We start from the raw sequence: 18,687 nt of genomic DNA, 5'->3' as shown, positions 1-18,687 counted from the left end.
GGGACGGGGCTTTTCAGATGTCAGTCGGCCTTAACGGGCGCGGTACACAATGCGGCCCTTGCTCAGGTCGTAGGGAGTCAGCTCAACCTTGACCTTGTCGCCAGTCAGGATGCGGATGTAGTTTTTGCGCATCTTTCCGGAGATGTGAGCAGTCACCACGTGACCGTTGCTGAGTTCAACACGGAACATGGTATTCGGAAGGGTATCGATAATGACGCCTTCCATTTCAATGACATCTGATTTCGCCATTCAGTAGAAACCTCTCGTGGAATGTACTTCTCGTGATTTTAAATTGCGCAATTCTGCCTGATTTATCAGCCTTTGGCAAAAATCAGTTAAACTCCATGGGCAGCCATTGCCCTTCCCGCAAGGCTTCAATGGGCCGGAAGCGGGTTTTGTAGTTCATTTTCCGGCATTCCCGAATCCAGTAGCCCAAGTACAGGTGGGGCAGGCCTCGTCGTTTGGCCTCCTGGATTTGCCACAAAATGGCGAAAGTGCCGAGGCTTCGGTGCTCAAGCGAGGGTTTGAAAATGGTATAGATGGCGGAAAGACCGTCGTCGAGCAGATCAATCGCTGCCAGGCCAATCAACTCATGGTTCAGGCGAATCTCCAGGAACCAGGAATCGGTGGCACCTTCCACCAGGAACGAAGAAAACTGTTCAGGGGAGGGCGGGTACATGTCACCGTCCTTATGACGCTCTTCGATGTAACGGGCATACAGCTGGTAATAGTGCTCGTTAAACCGCGCCGGAACCAGGCTGTATTCCAGGTCCTGGTTCTTACGCAGTACTCGCTTCTGGTTCCGATCGGGCTCAAAGTCATCCACTTTCAGGCGAACGGGAATGCAGGCGTTACAGTTTTCGCAGTGGGGACGGTAGTAGTGTGAGCCGCTGCGACGAAAACCCAGAGCGGTGAGCTGGCTGTACAGTTTCTTGTCGATGTGAGCGCGCGGATCCACGAACATGGTGGTCGCTTCTCGATTTGGAAGGTAGCTGCAATCGTGAGGTGGGGTTGCGAAGAACACCAGTGTTCTAAGATTGCTCATTCACGCCTCCGGCCCAGACCATTGCCAGCGGATTTTCCAGTCACGTTGATTCGGTTTTCGATCAACGCATGCCCTGAGTATAGATAAAAACTCGCTGCGTGAAATAGTTCGCGCGCCCATAGTCAGCAGGTGGCGGCTCTCCACCTGGCAGTCCATGATCTTGTAATCCCATTCCTGAAGTTGGTGGGCCAGGTGCACCATCAACACCTTGGAGGCATTGGTTTCCAGTGAAAACATGGACTCCCCGAAAAAACACTGCCCGATCGCGAGCCCATACATGCCGCCGGCCAGTTCGCCGGACTGGTTCCAGACTTCAATGGAGTGGGCCACACCCTGCCGGTGTAGATTGGAGAAGCTGGCGATCATGTCTTCGGTAATCCAGGTGCCCTCGGCCCGTGTGCTCGCACACAGGCGAATAACCCGGCCGAAGGCCTGATCGGCGGTTACCTGAAAGCGACCCTGATTCAGGGTTCGACGCAAGCTACGGGATACGTGGATGTCTCCGGGCAACAATACACAGCGTGGATCGGGTGACCACCAGAGGATGGGCTGGTCATCGCTGTACCAGGGGAAAATGCCATTCCGGTAGGCAAGGAGGAGTCGTTCGGTGGACAGATCGCCGCCGAGAGCCAGCAGCCCGTCGGGGTCGTCCAGTGCTTCATCTACAGGAGGGAACCAGAGCTGGTCCGGGTCAAGCCAAGGTAGTGAGGTCATCCTGCTCCAATGTCAGAGATTGCCAGCATTGCTCGTGATCGGAGTATCGATCGGCGGGGCGAGTGGTCTTAGACCCGCTGTGAATCCTTCCCTGGACGCTTGGCTCCGCCATCCCTGGCTCCGCACAGTCTAAGACCACTCACCCCGCCAATCTCCGCAAACTATTGAGTCGTTTGCGTCAGTTTAGTTCAGTCTTGCTGATCCAGGAATTTCTCGGCATCCAGTGCGGCCATGCAGCCGAAGCCGGCCGAGGTGACTGCCTGACGGTAGACGTGGTCGGCCACGTCGCCAGCAGCAAACACACCGGGGATGCTGCTCTGGGTTGCCATGCCCTCAAGACCGGAGCGGATACGGATGTAACCGTTCTCCATATCCAGCTGGCCTTGGAAAAGGTCGGTGTTGGGCTTGTGGCCGATGGCGATGAACACCCCTGCCAGGTCGATTTCCTGGGTGGAATCGTCTTTCGTGCTCTTGATGCGCATGCCGGTTACACCGGTGGCGTCGCCCAGCACTTCATCCAGGGTGTGGTCCCAGACGATTTTCACGTTGCCGTTCTCGGCTTTTTCGAACAGCTTGTCTTGGAGAATCTTCTCGGCGCGCAGGCTGTCGCGACGGTGAACCAGGGTCACTTCGTCTGCGATGTTGGACAGGTAAAGGGCTTCCTCGACCGCCGTGTTACCACCGCCGATTACCGCAACTTTCTGTTTCTTGTAGAAGAAACCGTCGCAGGTTGCGCACGCCGATACGCCCTGGCCTTTGAATTTCTCTTCCGACTCAAGGCCCAGATACATGGCGGAGGCGCCAGTAGAAATGATCAGGGAATCGCAGGTGTACTCACCATTGTCGCCCTTGAGGCGGAACGGACGGCTGTGCAGGTCGGCTTCATTGATGGTGTCATAGACAATACTGGTCTCGAAGCGCTCAGCGTGCTTGAGCATGCGCTGCATCAGTTCCGGACCCTGAACACCATCGTTATCGCCGGGCCAGTTGTCCACGTCTGTGGTGGTGGTGAGCTGACCGCCGACTTCGATACCGGTAATCAGGGTCGGGTTCAGGTTGGCTCGGGCTGCATATACAGCCGCGGTGTATCCGGCAGGGCCAGAGCCAAGAATGATCAGTCGGGAATGCTTGGTATCGGTCATGTCTATCTCTCACTAAATTCAGTACGACGTTGAGCGCCGTTTCCGGGCCCAGTTCTGTCAAGAAAGGGCGAAAGGCTAACACGAATGGTGCTTTCTGCCATTCGATTTGGCCAATTCCGCTTATAAAACTTTGCTATTTACTCAAGGACAGAGACGGTCGCCAGAAGTTGTCGAACCCGCTCGGCGCTCTTGCCGGATTCACCCTGTTCCAGGCGGTGTTCGGCAATTGATGGGAACACTGTCTGGATGTCGTCGGGCAGCACGTGTTGGCGGCCTTCCATCAGGGCCCAGGCCTTGGCGGCGCGCACCAGGCCAAGGCCGGCGCGGGGAGACAAACCGTACAGCAGTCCTGGCATGCGCCGGCTTTGTTCCAGCAGGCGCTGGACATAGTCGAGCAGGGCAGGGCTGGTTTTTACCCGGCTGACCGCACTCTGCAGCTCTGCAAGTTCCGCCTGCGGCAGCATGGCCTGGAGCCGGTCGGTCATTACCTTGCGGTCTTCGCCTTCCAGCAGTTCCCGCTCCGCCCGCGGATCCGGGTACCCCAGGCGCAGGCGCATCAGAAACCGGTCAAGCTGCGACTCGGGCAGCGGGAAGGTGCCGCCCTGTTCAATGGGATTCTGGGTGGCAATGACGAAAAACGGCTGGGGCAGGGGGCGTGTCTCGCCCTCGATGGAAACCTGGCGCTCCTCCATGGCTTCGAGCAGCGCGCTCTGGGTGCGCGGTGATGCCCGGTTGATTTCGTCCGCAAGCACCACCTGGGCAAAGATCGGACCCGGGTGGAACACCAGGCTGCCGGCTTCCTTGTCGTACATGGAATAGCCCAGCACGTCGGCGGGCAACAAGTCATTGGTGAACTGAATGCGCTGATAGCTCAGACCCATGATTTTAGCGAGCGCATGCGAGAGGGTGGTCTTACCCATCCCGGGAATATCTTCGATCAGCAGGTGGCCCCGAGCCAACAGGCCGCACATGGCCAGACGCACTTGCTGATCCTTGCCAAGCAGTATCTGGTTCAGCTCGTGAACAACGGTATCAATCAGTTTCTTCATTCCGGGATCAGTCCCTTACGCGTTTGAGGATGTCGCTGTACGCATCGATGCGACGGTCTCTCAGATACGGCCAGATGCGGCGGACCGATTCACTTCGGGTTCGGTCGATGGTGACACTCAGAATGCATTCGCTGGATTCGTCGGCGCGGGCGAGGAATTCGCCCTGAGGGCCACAGACAAAGCTGTTACCCCAAAAACGGATGCCATCCGATTGCCCGGAGGGATCCGGCTCGGTGCCGACCCGGTTCGGGGCAACCACGGGCAGATTATTGGCGACCGCGTGGCCCCGCTGAACCGTCACCCAGGCTTCAAGCTGACGCGCCTGCTCGTCTGGGTCGTCGGTTACGTCCCAGCCAATGGCCGTGGGGTAAATAAGGATTTCGGCGCCGGCCAGCGCCATCAGGCGCGCAGCCTCGGGGTACCACTGGTCCCAGCACACCAGCACGCCCAGTTTGCCAACAGAGGTCTCAATTGGGGTGAAGCCGCTGCGACCATCGTTGAATACGGCATCGCCGGGGGTGAAGTAGAACTTCTCGTAAAAACCCGGGTCGTCCGGTATGTGCATTTTCCGGTACATGCCCGCCAGTGAACCGTCGGATTCAAACACCACTGCGGTGTTGTGGTAGACACCATTCATCCGTCGCTCGAAGATGGAGCCGACCAGAACGACGTCGAGTTCCTTCGCCAGGCTGGAAAGGCGCTCGCTGGTAGGGCCTGGAATCGGCTCGGCCAGCTCGAATACATCGGTATCTTCGGTTTGGCAGAAATAGAGCGTGGCGTGAAGCTCTTGTAGCACAACCAGGTTGGCGCCATTAGCGACGGCTTCGCGCACCAGTTTTTCGGTAGTAGCGAGACTCGCTGCCTTATCGGAACTGCATGCCTGCTGGATCGCGGCCAGGTTCAACAGTTGACTGTCGTGGCGGCTGCTCATGAGGCGACAACTCCTTCGGGAATTTGCATGGTGACGCAATGCAGACTGCCATGCTGCAGGACCAGCGCCCGACAATTAATGGGCACGATTTCCCGGTCCGGGAACAGGTCCGCCATGATGCTAATGGCGTCTTCATCCTGTGACGCGCCATAGATGGGCAGCAGCACGGCGCCATTGATGATCAGAAAGTTTGCGTAGGTGGCCGGAAGCCGGGTGCCTTCGTCGTCATAAATCGGATCGGGCAGGGGTAGGGCAGTCAGCTGATAGGGCGAACCGTCGCGCTGGCGGAATTCCCGCAGCTCCTCGGCCATGGCTGATAGGGCGCCAAAATGCTCGTCTTCCGGGTTATCACAGGCTACGTAACAGATACGGTCCGGGCTGCAGAACCGAGCCAGGGTATCAACGTGGCTGTCGGTATCGTCGCCAGCCAGGAAGCCGTGGTTGAGCCAGAGCACTCGGTCGGCACCTAGATGGTCGAATAACAACTGTTCGATAGCAGCGCGATCGTGGGCCGGATTACGGGTCGGTGTCAGTAGGCATTCGCTGGTGGTGAGCAATGTGCCTTCACCATCGGATTCAATAGAGCCGCCCTCCAATATGAAATCCACCGCTTCCAGGGGGGTGGTCCCAAAAGCGCCGGCATTGGCCAGGTGTCGATTGAGGGCGTCGTCTTTTTCCCAGGGGAATTTCCCGCCCCAGGCGTTGAAGCGAAAGTCCAGCAGGGTCAAACCATCGTCCTTCTGCACCGCCAGCGGGCCATGATCCCGGGCCCAGGTATCGTTGGCGGGGGCAGGAACGCACACGGCCCGTCCCGGCAGGCCCTGTTCGCGGGCGAAGCGATTCAGAGTCTGCTCCAGTTCCTGGACTCGAACCACATGTTCGCAGCTGATCAGCAGATGCTCGAAACGCAGCACCGCTTCAGCAATCGCTATGAAGACGGGTTCAACCTGGTCGAGAACAGCCGCCCAGTCCGTTCCCGGATGCGGCCAGGTCAGCATTACTGCGCTTTGCGGAGCCCATTCCGCGGGCATCACACGTCTGGATGTCACTTTACTGCCACCTTAAATCGTAAAAGCCGCCATTCTAACCAAAACAGGCGTTAAAACATCAGGGGCGATGCCAGCAATGGCATGCCCGTACAGGTTGTTGGACTGTAACAGAGTTCAGCGCTTGGGCTTGAGTACTGTGTGCAACACGCGGTTATTTTCGAAGTAGACGATGAAGTCCTGGTAGTACCATTGGCTGATGGGCGGCTCACCAACCGGTCCCTGGATTTCCATGGGGGCACCCCACTTGGCGCGTACAGAGGTTTGGCTCATGCCGATTTGGGGAGTGCTGATGCTTGCGCGATCCGTCTGCGAGCCCACCGGGATGGTGATCTGCTCGGCAACGACGGTGCCGGACGGCGCCAGGATAAAAGCCGTTAGAGCCAGTGCACTTAGCATCATGTTATTTTTCTTCATTGACTGTTCTCCATTAGAGCCTGATTTGCCTGAAAATTGTTATCGGATCGATGTGGATAAAGCGTAATGTCTTTCTGCATCGGGGAAAAGTCATAAACGTGCGGCAGTTTATTCTTTTTTGCGTTGGCGAATTTGCCAGCGCATCACATGCCGCGCAATCTGCTGGCGGTCGCTGTCGTGGATGTTCACGAATTGGCTGTGGATACGCACACCGCCAGCGTTATCAGGGTGGGTAAGGATAATCTCGGCAACCGCCCGGGGCTGAAAAAGCTCCGGGGGCAGAGTCATCCGGAGGGTAAGCAAGTCACCAGTCCGGAAGGTTTCCGGGGCGGCGCTGAAGGCGAGTCCGCCCTCGCTAAGCGTAACTTCCTGCCAGTCTTCCGGTTGCAACGGATTTTGCTCAAAGGCCATAATGCGCGCGAGCGTATCGAGCTTGCCATTCAGGGACTTAATTAGCCCGGTGAGCAGGCGGTCCCGCTCGGCGAGGCTGGCAAGCTGGGATCTGACATCCTGGTCCAGTCGCCGGTACTCGGCCTTCAGGCTTTCCAGGTGATCGTCGCCAAACGCTTGTTCGTCAGGGTTCGCCATCGGCGAGAGCTTTCGGATTTCGAGACCGATCCGGTCCTCAATGCGGAAGTAATCTCGACGTTCCAGGCTTTGCTCGGCTGGATCGCTGGGGTTGTTGGGTGATGTCATCCTGGCTCCGAAGCGTTCATTTATCATTATTTGAGAATAGTTTAGCAGTTTCCCGATGCGCAGGAAGGCGGTCGGGAAAACCAGACCACGACAGATCCGCAGGTAGCGACAGGCGCCTCCCCATGTTTAGACCTTTATCGTTTTATATCGGCTTGCGTTACACAGCGGCCAAACGTCGAAATCACTTTATTTCCTTTATATCACTGACCTCCATGATCGGGCTGATGCTGGGTGTGGCGGTGTTGATCATCGTTCTGTCGGTGATGAACGGCTTTGACCGGGAGCTCAAGCAACGCATCCTCGGAATGGTTCCTCATGCCGTCATTGAAGGCTCCGGCCCGCTGCAGGACTGGGAATCGATCGATGAGCAGGTTCAACAGCATCCACGGGTTTTGGCGGCGGCGCCGTTTATTCAGGGGCAGGGCATGGTGACCGGTGGCGGCAACGTTCGCGGGGTGCTGCTGAATGGCGTCCTGCCGGAGCAGGAAAAAACAGTATCGATTATCGAACGGCACATGGTCGATGGCAGTCTGCACGACCTCAAATCCGGTGAGTTCGGCATTATTATCGGCCGACTGATGGCTGCCAGCTTGCGCCTGAAATTGGGCGACAAGGTTACGGTGGTGCTGCCCGAGGCCTCGGTAACGCCAGCCGGTGTTTTGCCGAGGTTGAAGCGGTTCACTGTGAAGGGGGTGTTTAGCGTTGGCGCTGAACTTGACGGGAATTACACCCTGATCCACATGGACGATGCCTCCAAGCTAATGCGCACCGGTGGTAAGGCGCTGGGCGTTCGACTGCTGGTGGATGACCTGTTCGCAGCGCCCAAGGTGGCGGAGCAGGCCGCCCGTTCGCTCCCGGGCCGGTACTACATCTCCGACTGGACTCGTACTCATGGCAACCTGTTCCAGGCTATTCGCATGGAGAAGACCATGATTGGTCTGCTGTTGATGTTCATCGTCGCGGTTGCCGCCTTCAACATTGTCTCGACCCTGGTTATGGTGGTGACCGATAAAACCGCGGATATAGCAATTCTTAGAACCATGGGCGCCACACCCGGGCGAATCATGCGTATTTTCATGGTGCAGGGCGCCGTAATCGGCGTGTTCGGCACGCTCATCGGTACTGCCTTGGGGATCGTCGGCGCGCTTAACATCAGTGCCTTTATCTCCTGGCTGGAGGGGGCGTTGGGGCACCAGTTCCTGAGTGCCGATGTTTACTTCATTAGTTATCTGCCGTCCCAGCTGCAATGGCAGGACGTGTTTATCATCAGCGGTGCCGGCCTTGCCATGAGTCTGCTGGCGACCATCTATCCCGCGTGGCGGGCTTCCCGGGTTGATCCGGCAGAGGCGCTGCGTTATGAGTAAGGAAAACGGGAACATGCACGAAACAGCGCCGGTTATCGATTGTCGTCAGGTTACCCGCACCTACAGCGAGGGGCCGGAAAAGCTGACAATCTTCTCGGACATTTCGCTGCAGGTGGTGGCTGGAGAGACGGTGGCCATAGTGGGTAGCAGTGGTGCCGGAAAAACCACCCTGCTGAACCTGCTCGGTGGCCTGGACCGGCCGTCCTCGGGCCAAATTTCAATCTGCGGGAACGATATTCACCGGCTGTCGGAGGCCGGGCGGGCCCGGTTCCGCAACAAGCACCTCGGGTTTGTCTATCAGTTCCATCACCTGCTGCCCGAGTTTCCGGCACTGGAAAACGTGATGATGCCGTGCGTGCTGGGTGGTATGGCCGTTAGCGCTGCCAAGGAAAAGGCGGAGGGTTTTCTGGCCCAAGTGGGACTGGCGGAGAGGCTTGCCCACAAACCTGGTGAGTTGTCTGGCGGTGAGCGTCAGCGTGTGGCTATCGCCCGCGCCCTGGTGAATGAGCCCCAGTGCGTGCTGTTGGATGAGCCGACCGGCAACCTTGACGAGCATACTGGAGAAGGCGTACGCAAACTGATCGAGTCGCTTCGGGATGAACTGGGCATCTCGTTCGTAATGGTTACTCACGACATGAAGATGGCACGAAGCCTGGGGCGGGTCTTGCGTCTGGAGCAGGGGCGGCTGGTTCAGGAGGTTTGATCAGCAGCCCGTTGGCCACGGCGCAAACGCCAGTCGGAGCGTATCTTGCGTCGCCACAGGAACTGGATGATCAGATAGGCTATGCAGGCGGACACTGTGGCTACCATCAGCGAGCCCAGATACAGGGGAATTCCGATATCCAGCAGGCGTTCGCTGATCCAGGCCCAGGACAGCTCAAATTCGAAGTTGAGGACTGGCCGGTTCAGGACCCAGGCGCCTACCTTGTAGTTGAAATAGAAAATTGGCGGCATGGTCACCGGGTTGCTGATCCAGACCAGTACCACCGACAGTGGTAGGTTCGAATTGAACCAGATCGCGAACAAGGCAGCACCGATCATCTGGAAGGGCATAGGGATAAAGCAGAACCAGATGCCGACCAAAAACGCACGGGCAACGCTGTGGCGGTTGATGTGCCAGAGATTGGGTTCATGAAGGATATCGCCAAGAAAGCGTAGCGATTTCATCGCTTGCACCTTCTCTGGTGTTGGCAGATAGCGTTTCATGAACTTCTTTGGCATTGGAAGCTCTGCCTGTTGTTTGCGAGTGAATTCCGGAAGCATGGATGCTGCCGGTGGATCATCAAACCGGAGGACAAGGATTGTCCGGAAACTCAATTACCCGACCCGGGTCCGCATCTGGGCGCGGTTCAGCGGTCGCGGGCGCATTCGCCTTCTCGTGCGGCGTTATCTTACTGTATTGGCTGTCGATGTTGCCACCTCCGGAATGGATCGTGGCGAGCTTTATTGCAGCTTTTTGCATTGCGTTTCGAGCCCGTCAGTATCCACTTCGCCGTATCGCTGTCTTGAGCATGGCCCTGATCATGGGGTTGGCCTGGGCCAGCTGGCACGCGGACCGTCGTCTGGCTGAGAGATTGCCTGCGGGCATGGAAGGGCAACGCCTGTCGGTTTCCGGCTACGTCTGTGACATCCCATCGCCCGGAAGCTTCAACAGTCTCCGTTTCAGTTTCTGTGTCACTCAATGGCACAAGCGCCCCCATTCCTCGAATCAAGCCGTCAAGCTACCACAGCTTCTGCGCCTTGCCTGGTACGGACAAGCCGAACGCCGTTTGCCATCACGCCGTTTGAGACTCGAGCTGGTCCTGAAGCGTCCCCACGGCACCTTGAACGATGCTGGATTTCGCTATGAAGACTGGCTTTTTCGCAAAGGCTACCGGGCCACGGGGACGGTCCGGGAGGCAGTTCCGGATCAGGCCGTGGTGTGCAGCTTAAAGTGCCGATACCACGAGGCACACCGCTGGATTGCAAGTTGGGTTGAGCATCGGTTTGCCAGTGCCGACCATCGGCCCTTGATCAGCTCCCTGTTGGTGGGTGATCGGGGGCATCTGACGCCCGTCCATTGGCAGGTTTTGCAGGCCACCGGCACCATTCACCTGGTGGCCATCTCCGGTCTGCATCTGGGGTTGATTGCCCTCGGCGCCGGCTTTCTGGTTCGAAGGCTCCTGTTGGCATTGCCCTTGACCTGGCTGGGTGAGGTTGCTCAGCGGCGCTGTCTTTTTGCGGCGGTAATGATCTGTTGTCTGGTCTATGCCCTGACGGCCGGGTTTACCGTTCCAACCCAACGGGCGCTGCTCATGGTGTTGGTGGGCGGTTGGTCGTTGCTGTTCGCGCGTCAGCTTCCAGCCTGGCAGGCATGGATCTGGGCCTTGGCAGCGGTTTTATTGCTGGATCCGTTTGCGCCGCTGGATCAGGGTTTCTGGCTGTCGTTTGGTGCGGTTGCCGTTCTGATCTGGGTCTTTGCAGCGGGGCTTCGGCCTCTGGGGTGGTTCGGGACACTTCTGCTGGCCCAGGGCGCCTTGTTTGCCGGGCTCTGGCCACTGCTGCAGGTGTTCGGACAGGACCAGCCTTTGATCGGCGGACTGGCCAATTTGTTGGCTATTCCCTGGGTGTCGCTGGTGGTTATGCCCGGTCTGATTGGCGGTGCTGTGGTGGTGGCGATCGTGCCGGCCGCAATTGAGGTGGTGGTTCCGTTCTGTGACGGACTCATGGAAGTGCTCTGGGTGGCGTTGACGCACCTGGCGGAATTGCCGTCTCCGGTCATTGAAGTGGGGCCGTGGGAGGTGATTGGGCTGGCGGGACTGGTACTGTTGCTGGTGAAAGTGCCTACGCCCGGAGGTGGCACTTGCGCCGGTTTGTTGTTCGTGGTTTGGCTGGCAATGGTTCAATCACCCGCATCCCCGCGGCCCAATGCCTATCTGGTTGAGCCAGAGGTGCGAGTCTGGGATGTCGGGCAGGGCCTGGCGGTACTGGTGCGGCATCAGGACAAGGTATTGTTGTACGACACCGGACCAGCCGTACCGGGTGTGTTCTCGGCTGTGGAGTCGACTTTGCTTCCGAATCTGAAAGCACTGGGGGTGCACCGTATCGATACCCTGGTGATCAGTCATGCCGACAGTGATCATTCCGGTGGCCTGGCCATGTTGGCCAGGTCTATCAAGATAGGAAAGCTGGTTACCGGTGAGGTGTTGGCCGTTCGCGAGAAGCTGGGCGAAGCGTCCGGCCTTGTCGTGCAGCCCTGCGCGGTGGCGAAGGAAGAGCTAGGAGGGCTGCACATTCGCTATTGGCGCACTATTGGTTCGCGTACCGGCAACGATGCCTCCTGCGTGGTGCGGATTGAGCATCCGCCATCTGGTACTGAGTGGCTGCTACCCGGAGATATCAGTGCCGCAACTGAGGCGCTCTATCTTGCCCACCTGCGCAGGCGAGAGGCTTTGGCGGCGGATGTGACGCGGCTGGTGCTTGCGCCTCATCATGGCAGTAAGACGTCGTCCTCGCCCCAGTGGGTATCAGCTTTAACTCCGGAGGTGGTGATCTATTCCGCCGGTTACCGGCACCGATACGGGCACCCTCACAGCAGCGTAACGGCCCGCTACCGTAATCGTGGCGTGAGCGCGTTCAGTACTGCCTGTTCCGGAATGCTGGTGGCAGCCATTGAAGATAACCGCTTGACCATCAAAGAGAAGCGCCTGGATACACCGTTCTGGATTGGCGCGAAAGGGCAGGCCCGGGACGAATGTGCGATACCGTGACATAACGGGTGTGGCCTGTTACGACAGCTATGCTAAAGTAGCGCGGCTTGTAAACTATCAGGGAGACCGAGCGTGTTCGAGCTGTTAAAAGCCGGTGGCATTTTGATGGTGCCTATTGTTGCGTGTTCCATTCTGGCCCTCGCCATTATCCTGGAGCGTTTCTGGACCTTGCGTGCGTCCAGGGTGGCACCATCCCAGACCCTTAATGAGCTCTGGCGCTGGATCAAGAAAAAAGAACTCAATGGCCGTAAGCTGAAGGCGCTCCAGGGGTCCTCTCCCATGGGCCGCGTTCTGGCGGGTGGTCTGCTCAATGCCAAGCACGGTCGCGAGATCATGAAAGAAAGTATTGAGCATGAAGCCAGCCAGGTTATTCATGACCTCGAACGGTTCCTGAACCCGCTGGGTACGGTGGCTACCATCACGCCGCTGCTTGGTCTCCTGGGCACGGTGATCGGCATGATCAAGGTGTTCGCCGAGATCCAACTGGCAGGTGTCGGCAATGCCGGTAATCTGGCGGGCGGCATATCAGAAGCCCTGATTACTACGGCTGCGGGTCTGAGCGTTGCGATTCCGGCCCTGATTGCCCACCGCTATTTCATTCGTCGTGTCGACGAATTGGTGGTCAGCATGGAGCAAGAGGCCATCAAGCTGGTTGAGGTTGTGCACGGAGACCGCGAAATCGACGTGGAAGGAGCCTGAACGCCGTGAAGTTCAAGCGCCAGAGAAGTCAGGAAGTCGCGGTTGACCTGACACCACTGATCGATGTGGTGTTCCTGCTGCTGATTTTCTTTATGGTCTCAACCACCTTCACCCGCGAGAGCCATCTCCAGGTCGAATTGCCTGAGGCTAGCGGGGAGCCGGTATCGCCTTCAGAGGTTCGCCAGATTGATGTGGTGATCAACGCCGAAGGCCAATACCTGCTCAATGACCAGGCCCTGGTCAACAACCGCCGCGAAACCCTGGAAAGGGGTGTGAAAGAGCTGGCGGAGGGTGACAAATCCCTGCCGTTCATTATTACCGCCGATGCCCGCACCCCCCATGAGTTTGTGGTTCGTGCCATGGACGTCGCCGGTCGTCTCGGCTTTGCCAAACTAAGCATCACCACTGAGCGGGAGGCGGAGACAAAATGAGCAGTCCAGACCCGCTCCCGGCCCAGGGGCCCGTCGCCCAACCTTCCGGCAGCTGGGAAACCTACAAGCGCCTGCTGGCCTACGTGAAACCTTTCTGGCTGGCGTTTTCTCTCGCCGTAGTTGGTAACGTCATTTATGCGGCGGCCTCCACCGGCATGGCGGCCGCCATGGAATATGTGATTGCCGCCATCGAAAACCCGACTGAGGGCAACCGGATCATGCTCACACTGCTGATCGTGGGGGTGTTTGCCTTTCGTGGTGTGGGTACGTTTATGAGCCAGTACTTCATCGGTTACGTTGGCCGCCACGTCATCAACGTGCTGCGAAACGATGTCTTCGACCGCCTGCTGTCCCTGCCGTCCCGTTATTTTGATGACAACGCTGCCGGTCGGTTGGTGTCCAAGCTGACCTTCAACGTGGAGCAGGTAGCAGAAGCCACCACCAACGCAGTTACCATCACGCTCCGGGAAGGGCTGACCATTATTGGTCTGCTGTGTTTCATGCTCTACACCAACTGGGTGCTCACATTGATCTTTCTTGCGGTTGGTCCGGTCATCGGCGCTGTGGTGAGCTATGCCAGCAAGCGTTTCCGTCGAATCAGTAAGCGCATTCAGGGCTCCATGGGCGACATTACCCATGTGGCCTCTGAATCCATTGCCGGTTATCGCGTAGTCCGGACTTTTGGTGGCGAAGACTACGAGCAGCAGCGATTTCGTGAGGTCAACGATCGCAACCTTACCCAGAGCCTGAAGATGGCTTCGACCCAGGCTATCAGTGTGCCGGTAATTCAGGTGTTGGTAGCCATCGCTATCGCAGCGCTGGTGTGGACCATGTTGGCGCCGGAGATTCGGGGTGGCATGACCACAGGCCAGCTGGTCGCTTTCATTACCGCTGCGACCACCATGGCGAAACCGATCCGCCAGGTCACCTCGGTGCACGCCAAGATCCAGAAAGGCCTGGCCGCCGCCTACGATGTGTTCGAAACCATGGACGAGCAGCCCGAACAGGATCCAGGCACCTACGCGCCGTCACGAGTGGAAGGTAACATCCGGTTTGAGGACGTATCGTTCCGGTACCGGGATCAGCTCGACAACGTGCTCGAGGGCATCACGCTCGATATTCCAGCAGGTCAGAGTGTCGCGCTGGTGGGCCGCTCCGGCAGCGGCAAGTCCACACTGGTTAGCCTGTTGCCACGCTTCTACGAGTACACCGGTGGCGATATCCTGATCGACGACCACTCGTTGCGGGACTATTCCCTGAAAGCCCTGCGCTCGCAGATAGCCCTGGTAACCCAGAACGTTGTGCTGTTCAACGACACCATTGCGGCCAACATCGCTTATGGTGCCTTGCGGGATTGCAGTCGCGAGGAGATCCGGGAGGCTGCGGCCAAGGCCCATGCCCTTGAGTTTATCGACCGGATGCCCGAGGGGCTGGATACCATGATTGGTGACAACGGCGTGATGCTCTCGGGCGGTCAGCGCCAGCGATTGGCCATCGCCCGGGCGCTGCTCAAGAACGCGCCGGTTCTGATTCTTGATGAGGCCACCTCGGCGCTTGATACCGAGTCTGAGCGTCACATTCAGGAAGCGTTGGAAATGGTCATGAAGGGCCGGACCACCCTGGTCATCGCGCACCGTCTGTCCACCATTGAGAAAGCCGACCGAATCCTGGTGATGGACAACGGCCGAATTGTTGAATCCGGGCGGCACGACGAGCTGCTGAAGACCGGTGGTGCCTACGCCCAGCTGCATCAGATGCAATTCAGCGAATCGGTATGAGCTCGCTGATTGACCGGCTCTGGTATGGCAAGTCGCGCCCGTTGTGGCCCCTGGCTCCGCTGAGCTGGCTGTTCCAGGCGGTGGCTGCCTCCCGGCGTCGTAAGGCCTGGGAGGCGAGAAATGAAGCGCTGCCGGTCCCGGTGGTGGTGGTGGGCAATATCACCGCGGGCGGTACTGGAAAGTCCCCTCTTACTGCTTGGCTGGTCGCCGAGCTTCGGACAGCGGGTTGGCGCCCAGCTATCATCAGTCGCGGGTATGGCGGCAAGTCCCCGCACTACCCGGCACTGGTCAGTGCCGACAGCAAACCCTCCGAAATGGGCGATGAGCCGGTGATGCTGGCGCAAGCAACCGGTGTTCCAGTGGTGGTCGATCCCATTCGCCGCCGCGGTGCGCTTTGGGCGTTGGATCAGAAGCTTGGCGATATTCTCGTCTGCGACGATGGCCTGCAGCACTATGCCTTACCGAGAGATGTCGAGCTGGCGGTCTTCGACGGTGCCCGTGGTGCGGGCAATGGCGCCGTAATTCCCGTCGGCCCCCTACGTGAGCCTGTTTCGCGCCTGTCTTCTGTGGACTTTGTGGTGGTGAATGGTGGCGAGTTTGAGGCCGGCCAGCATCTCGACGCCTTCGACAATATTGAGCATCCGGAAATCCACACCATGGCGCTTGAGCCATCGACGCTGGTTAACCTGAAATCCGGGCAGGCGCGGCCAATCACCGATTTGCAGGGGCAGGCCGTGCGAGCGGTTGCCGGAATCGGCAATCCTGGACGGTTTTTCGATACACTAAGAAACTTGGGGGCCACGGTCACCGAGGCACCGTTTTCGGATCATCATAATTTCAAGGCCAGCGACCTGGCTGCGGAAACGGGCCAGTGGGTGGTGATGACTGCCAAGGATGCGGTGAAATGCCGTCCGTTTGCGCCAGACAACGCCTGGGTTTTTTCCGTACAGGCCAGTTTGTCGGATGAATTTTCACGTTCGGTGATCTCCCGCATTGGGCAGAGTTCCGAACAGTTAATCTCTTAACCCTGGATGGGACATCATGGATAAAAAACTGCTGGCAATGCTGGCGTGCCCGGTCTGCAAGGGCGATCTGAAACTCAACGAGGCTCGAACCGAGCTGGTTTGCTACCAGGACGCCATGGCGTTCCCCGTTCGCGAGGGGATACCGGTCATGCTATCCAGTGAAGCTCGTACGCTCACTACCGATGAGCGCCTCGATAAGCGCTAAGTCACTGTTTCAGGATACTTCCGCTCATGTCTTTCTCTGTGGTTATCCCAGCCCGTTATGCCTCCAGCCGTTTGCCCGGCAAGCCGTTGGCGGACATCGTGGGCAAGCCGATGATTCAACATGTTTACGAACGGGCACTGGCGAGCCGTGCTGATCGGGTGGTGGTGGCCACCGATGATGACCGTATTCGCGCAGCTTGCGAGCGCTTTGGCGCCGATGTTGTGATGACATCGCCGGACCATGCCAGTGGCACTGATCGGCTGGCAGAAGTGGCGCGAAAGCTCGACCTGGAAGGCGATCACCGGGTGGTCAACGTGCAGGGTGATGAGCCCCTGATTCCATCGGTGCTGATCAATCAGGTAGCAGACAATCTGGAATTCTACCCCGATGCCGCCATCGCCACCCTGTGCGAGCGAATCCACGATGTTGATCAGTTGATTAACCCTAATGCCGTGAAAGTGGTGTTCGACCACCAGGGCATGGCCCACTATTTCAGTCGGGCGCCGATTCCGTGGCCACGGGATGCCTGGATGGGCGGTGGCCCACTGAGCGGCCACGATGCACCCATGCCGGCCGGTGTCGATTATTTCCGTCATATCGGCATATACGGCTACCGGGCCCATGTTCTGGAGCAGTTCGTGAACTGGGCGCCGGCACCTACCGAAAAGGCGGAGTCTCTGGAGCAGTTGCGGGCTTTGTACAACGGTGCCCGTATCCACGTGGACGTAGCCGCTGAAAAGCCACCCGCCGGCGTTGATACCGAAGCCGATCTGGAGCGCATCCGGGAATGGCTGGAAACGAGGAGCGTATGATGTCGAAGCAAGTGAATGTGCTGTTTGTCTGCCTGGGCAACATCTGTCGCTCGCCCAGTGCCGAAGGCGTGTTTCGGTCACTGGTAGAGAACTCGAGCCTTGAGGACTTCATCAAGATCGATTCCTGCGGCACAGGCCATTGGCATATCGGCAAGGCGCCCGATTCCAGGGCGATACAGGCCGCCCGCAAGCGCAGCATCGACATCAGTGACCTGAGAGCCCGGCAATTTGTGGCGGACGATCTCGATGAGTTTGATTATGTGCTGGTGATGGATCAGCAGAATCTGGCTGATGTCACCGACATCTGGCGCCAGAGTGGCGGCACCCGCCCGGAACTGTTCCTCAGTTACGGGCGGTCTCGCCACCAGGAAGTTCCCGACCCCTACTACGGCGGCCCGGACGGCTTTGAGTTCGTACTGGATCTGATCCACGAGGCAGGCGAGGGTCTGCTGGCCGATATCCGGGAGCGTCTGGCTTGAGCCTGAACACGCAACCATTGGAATTTGTCGAGCTGGCTGAGCTCAATACGATGCGAGTGGCAGCCTTTGCCCGTTACTACCTTGAGGTCGAGAATGCCGAAGAGCTTGCTGAGGCCCTGGCCTGGGCCGAGCGCCAGGAACTCCGCACCCTGATTCTGGGTGGCGGCAGCAATCTGGTGTTTGACGGCGACTTCGACGGGCTGGTGGTGCGTATGGCCATGCGTGGTCGGCGCTGGGAGCAGGCTTCGGGTCAGGAGGCCACATTGGTACTCGGCGCTGGCGAAAACTGGCACGAGGCCGTTCTTTACGCCGCCGGCGCCGGTTACCGTGGAATTGAAAATCTGGCCCTGATTCCCGGTACGGCGGGCGCGGCGCCGGTACAGAATATTGGCGCCTACGGGGTGGAGCTGTGTGACACACTGGTGTCTGTTACGGCGCTGGATCGTGAGGCTGGTAAGGTTATTACCCTGGACCGTGACGACTGTGAATTTGCCTACCGGGACAGCCTGTTCAAGCGTACTCCGGGGCGCTACGTCATAACCGAGGTCCGGCTCAGGCTGTCGCGCAGCAAGCCCTTGCAGTTGGGCTACCGGGATCTGGAGGAGTATCTGGCTGGGACCTCACCCTCGGAGTTGACGGTGAAGGATGTTGCCACTGCGGTGATGGCGATCCGTCGCCGCAAGCTCCCAGACCCGGAATTGATCCCCAATGCCGGCAGCTTCTTCAAGAACCCGGTGGTACCGTCCGCTGATTATGAGAATTTGCTGGCACGCTATCCCGATATGGTTGGTTACGCCCAGAGCTCCAGCGTCAAACTTGCCGCGGCCTGGCTCATTGATCAGTGCGGTTGGAAGGGGTTCCGAAACGAGAATGTCGGCGTTCATAACCGTCAGGCGCTAGTGCTGATTAATCATTCTGGCGGTACCGGACGGGATATCCTGGAGCTGGCCGCCAAGATACGGGCATCGGTGCAGGACAAGTTCGGGGTGGAGCTGGAGATGGAGCCCGGGATCGTCAGCTAATTCGCCTGCTGGTGAGCGTGTCGCGCGTGCTGGGAGCGGTTAGACAGATAGGGAAGTGCGAATAGTTGGCAAGTTGAAAAGTG

Annotated in this window: 21 protein-coding genes; 11 read left to right on the top strand and 10 right to left on the bottom strand. The window is 58.4% G+C overall.

Annotated elements, in window-relative coordinates; all coding sequences use genetic code 11:
- Positions 1–30 precede the first annotated feature (30 nt).
- The 9 genes from infA to QUE89_RS10025 form a co-directional block, all read right to left on the bottom strand.
- Positions 31–249: a translation initiation factor IF-1 gene (gene infA / locus QUE89_RS10065; protein ID WP_014421226.1), complete on the bottom strand. Its 219-nt coding sequence runs from the start codon at positions 247–249 to the stop codon at positions 31–33.
- Between the two features lie 82 nt (positions 250–331).
- Positions 332–1,045, bottom strand: coding sequence for an arginyltransferase (locus tag QUE89_RS10060; RefSeq protein WP_286219968.1), 714 nt, complete (start codon positions 1,043–1,045; stop codon positions 332–334).
- Positions 1,046–1,759, bottom strand: coding sequence for a leucyl/phenylalanyl-tRNA--protein transferase (gene aat / locus QUE89_RS10055; protein WP_286219967.1), 714 nt, complete (start codon positions 1,757–1,759; stop codon positions 1,046–1,048).
- Positions 1,760–1,947: 188 nt separating this feature from the next.
- Positions 1,948–2,901 carry a thioredoxin-disulfide reductase gene (gene trxB / locus QUE89_RS10050; RefSeq protein WP_286219966.1) on the bottom strand — a complete coding sequence of 318 codons (954 nt, stop codon included), beginning with the start codon at positions 2,899–2,901 and terminating at the stop codon, positions 1,948–1,950.
- Between the two features lie 137 nt (positions 2,902–3,038).
- Positions 3,039–3,950 carry an AAA family ATPase gene (locus QUE89_RS10045; RefSeq protein WP_286219964.1) on the bottom strand — a complete coding sequence of 304 codons (912 nt, stop codon included), beginning with the start codon at positions 3,948–3,950 and terminating at the stop codon, positions 3,039–3,041.
- Positions 3,951–3,957: 7 nt separating this feature from the next.
- A complete protein-coding gene (locus QUE89_RS10040; protein ID WP_286219963.1) occupies positions 3,958–4,881 on the bottom strand; it encodes a carbon-nitrogen hydrolase in 924 nt (307 codons plus the stop codon).
- Positions 4,878–5,879 (bottom strand): agmatine deiminase family protein, encoded by a 1,002-nt coding sequence (locus QUE89_RS10035; protein ID WP_286222863.1) that lies wholly within the window; start codon positions 5,877–5,879, stop codon positions 4,878–4,880. Before QUE89_RS10035 ends, QUE89_RS10040 begins: the two co-directional genes overlap by 4 nt.
- A 165-nt stretch (positions 5,880–6,044) precedes the next feature.
- Positions 6,045–6,344 carry a hypothetical protein gene (locus QUE89_RS10030; RefSeq protein ID WP_286219962.1) on the bottom strand — a complete coding sequence of 100 codons (300 nt, stop codon included), beginning with the start codon at positions 6,342–6,344 and terminating at the stop codon, positions 6,045–6,047.
- Positions 6,345–6,452: 108 nt separating this feature from the next.
- Positions 6,453–7,040, bottom strand: coding sequence for a PilZ domain-containing protein (locus QUE89_RS10025; protein ID WP_286219961.1), 588 nt, complete (start codon positions 7,038–7,040; stop codon positions 6,453–6,455).
- A 122-nt stretch (positions 7,041–7,162) separates the two neighbouring features.
- Here QUE89_RS10025 and QUE89_RS10020 point away from each other — a divergent pair, with 122 nt between their 5' ends.
- Together QUE89_RS10020 and QUE89_RS10015 are read left to right on the top strand one after the other, a co-directional pair.
- Positions 7,163–8,404 (top strand): lipoprotein-releasing ABC transporter permease subunit, encoded by a 1,242-nt coding sequence (locus QUE89_RS10020; protein WP_286219960.1) that lies wholly within the window; start codon positions 7,163–7,165, stop codon positions 8,402–8,404.
- Positions 8,405–8,417: 13 nt separating this feature from the next.
- A complete protein-coding gene (locus QUE89_RS10015; RefSeq protein ID WP_286222862.1) occupies positions 8,418–9,107 on the top strand; it encodes an ABC transporter ATP-binding protein in 690 nt (229 codons plus the stop codon).
- Here QUE89_RS10015 and QUE89_RS10010 read toward each other — a convergent pair.
- Positions 9,095–9,625, bottom strand: a complete 531-nt coding sequence (locus QUE89_RS10010; RefSeq protein WP_286219959.1) for a DUF2062 domain-containing protein — start codon at positions 9,623–9,625, stop codon at positions 9,095–9,097. The two genes, QUE89_RS10015 and QUE89_RS10010, sit on opposite strands and share 13 nt — an antisense overlap.
- 212 nt (positions 9,626–9,837) lie before the next feature.
- Between QUE89_RS10010 and QUE89_RS10005 the strand changes: the two genes are divergently transcribed.
- The 9 genes from QUE89_RS10005 (at position 9,838) to murB (ending at position 18,604) form a co-directional block, all read left to right on the top strand.
- Positions 9,838–12,153, top strand: coding sequence for a DNA internalization-related competence protein ComEC/Rec2 (locus tag QUE89_RS10005; protein ID WP_286219958.1), 2,316 nt, complete (start codon positions 9,838–9,840; stop codon positions 12,151–12,153).
- Positions 12,154–12,225: 72 nt separating this feature from the next.
- A complete protein-coding gene (locus QUE89_RS10000) occupies positions 12,226–12,852 on the top strand; it encodes a MotA/TolQ/ExbB proton channel family protein (protein ID WP_138441638.1) in 627 nt (208 codons plus the stop codon).
- 5 nt (positions 12,853–12,857) lie between these two features.
- Positions 12,858–13,283, top strand: coding sequence for an ExbD/TolR family protein (locus QUE89_RS09995; RefSeq protein WP_286219957.1), 426 nt, complete (start codon positions 12,858–12,860; stop codon positions 13,281–13,283).
- Positions 13,280–15,061 (top strand): lipid A export permease/ATP-binding protein MsbA, encoded by a 1,782-nt coding sequence (msbA, locus tag QUE89_RS09990; protein ID WP_286219956.1) that lies wholly within the window; start codon positions 13,280–13,282, stop codon positions 15,059–15,061. The genes QUE89_RS09995 and msbA overlap by 4 nt, the downstream gene beginning before the upstream one ends.
- Positions 15,058–16,086 carry a tetraacyldisaccharide 4'-kinase gene (gene lpxK, locus QUE89_RS09985; RefSeq protein ID WP_286219955.1) on the top strand — a complete coding sequence of 343 codons (1,029 nt, stop codon included), beginning with the start codon at positions 15,058–15,060 and terminating at the stop codon, positions 16,084–16,086. Before msbA ends, lpxK begins: the two co-directional genes overlap by 4 nt.
- A gap of 16 nt (positions 16,087–16,102) precedes the next feature.
- Complete coding sequence (locus QUE89_RS09980) at positions 16,103–16,291, top strand: Trm112 family protein (RefSeq protein ID WP_041338173.1); 189 nt, start codon at positions 16,103–16,105, stop codon at positions 16,289–16,291.
- Positions 16,292–16,317: 26 nt separating this feature from the next.
- Positions 16,318–17,103, top strand: a complete 786-nt coding sequence (gene kdsB / locus QUE89_RS09975) for a 3-deoxy-manno-octulosonate cytidylyltransferase (RefSeq protein ID WP_286219954.1) — start codon at positions 16,318–16,320, stop codon at positions 17,101–17,103.
- Positions 17,103–17,582, top strand: a complete 480-nt coding sequence (locus QUE89_RS09970) for a low molecular weight protein-tyrosine-phosphatase (RefSeq protein ID WP_286222861.1) — start codon at positions 17,103–17,105, stop codon at positions 17,580–17,582. Before kdsB ends, QUE89_RS09970 begins: the two co-directional genes overlap by 1 nt.
- Complete coding sequence (gene murB / locus QUE89_RS09965; RefSeq protein WP_434784064.1) at positions 17,579–18,604, top strand: UDP-N-acetylmuramate dehydrogenase; 1,026 nt, start codon at positions 17,579–17,581, stop codon at positions 18,602–18,604. The genes QUE89_RS09970 and murB overlap by 4 nt, the downstream gene beginning before the upstream one ends.
- The last annotated feature ends 83 nt before the right edge of the window (positions 18,605–18,687 follow it).

It is taken from the genome of Marinobacter sp. LA51, assembly GCF_030297175.1.
Taxonomy (GTDB): Bacteria; Pseudomonadota; Gammaproteobacteria; order Pseudomonadales; family Oleiphilaceae; genus Marinobacter; species Marinobacter apostichopi.
The sequence above is the reverse complement of the archived record's forward strand: the minus strand, read 5'-3'. Positions and strand labels throughout refer to the sequence as shown.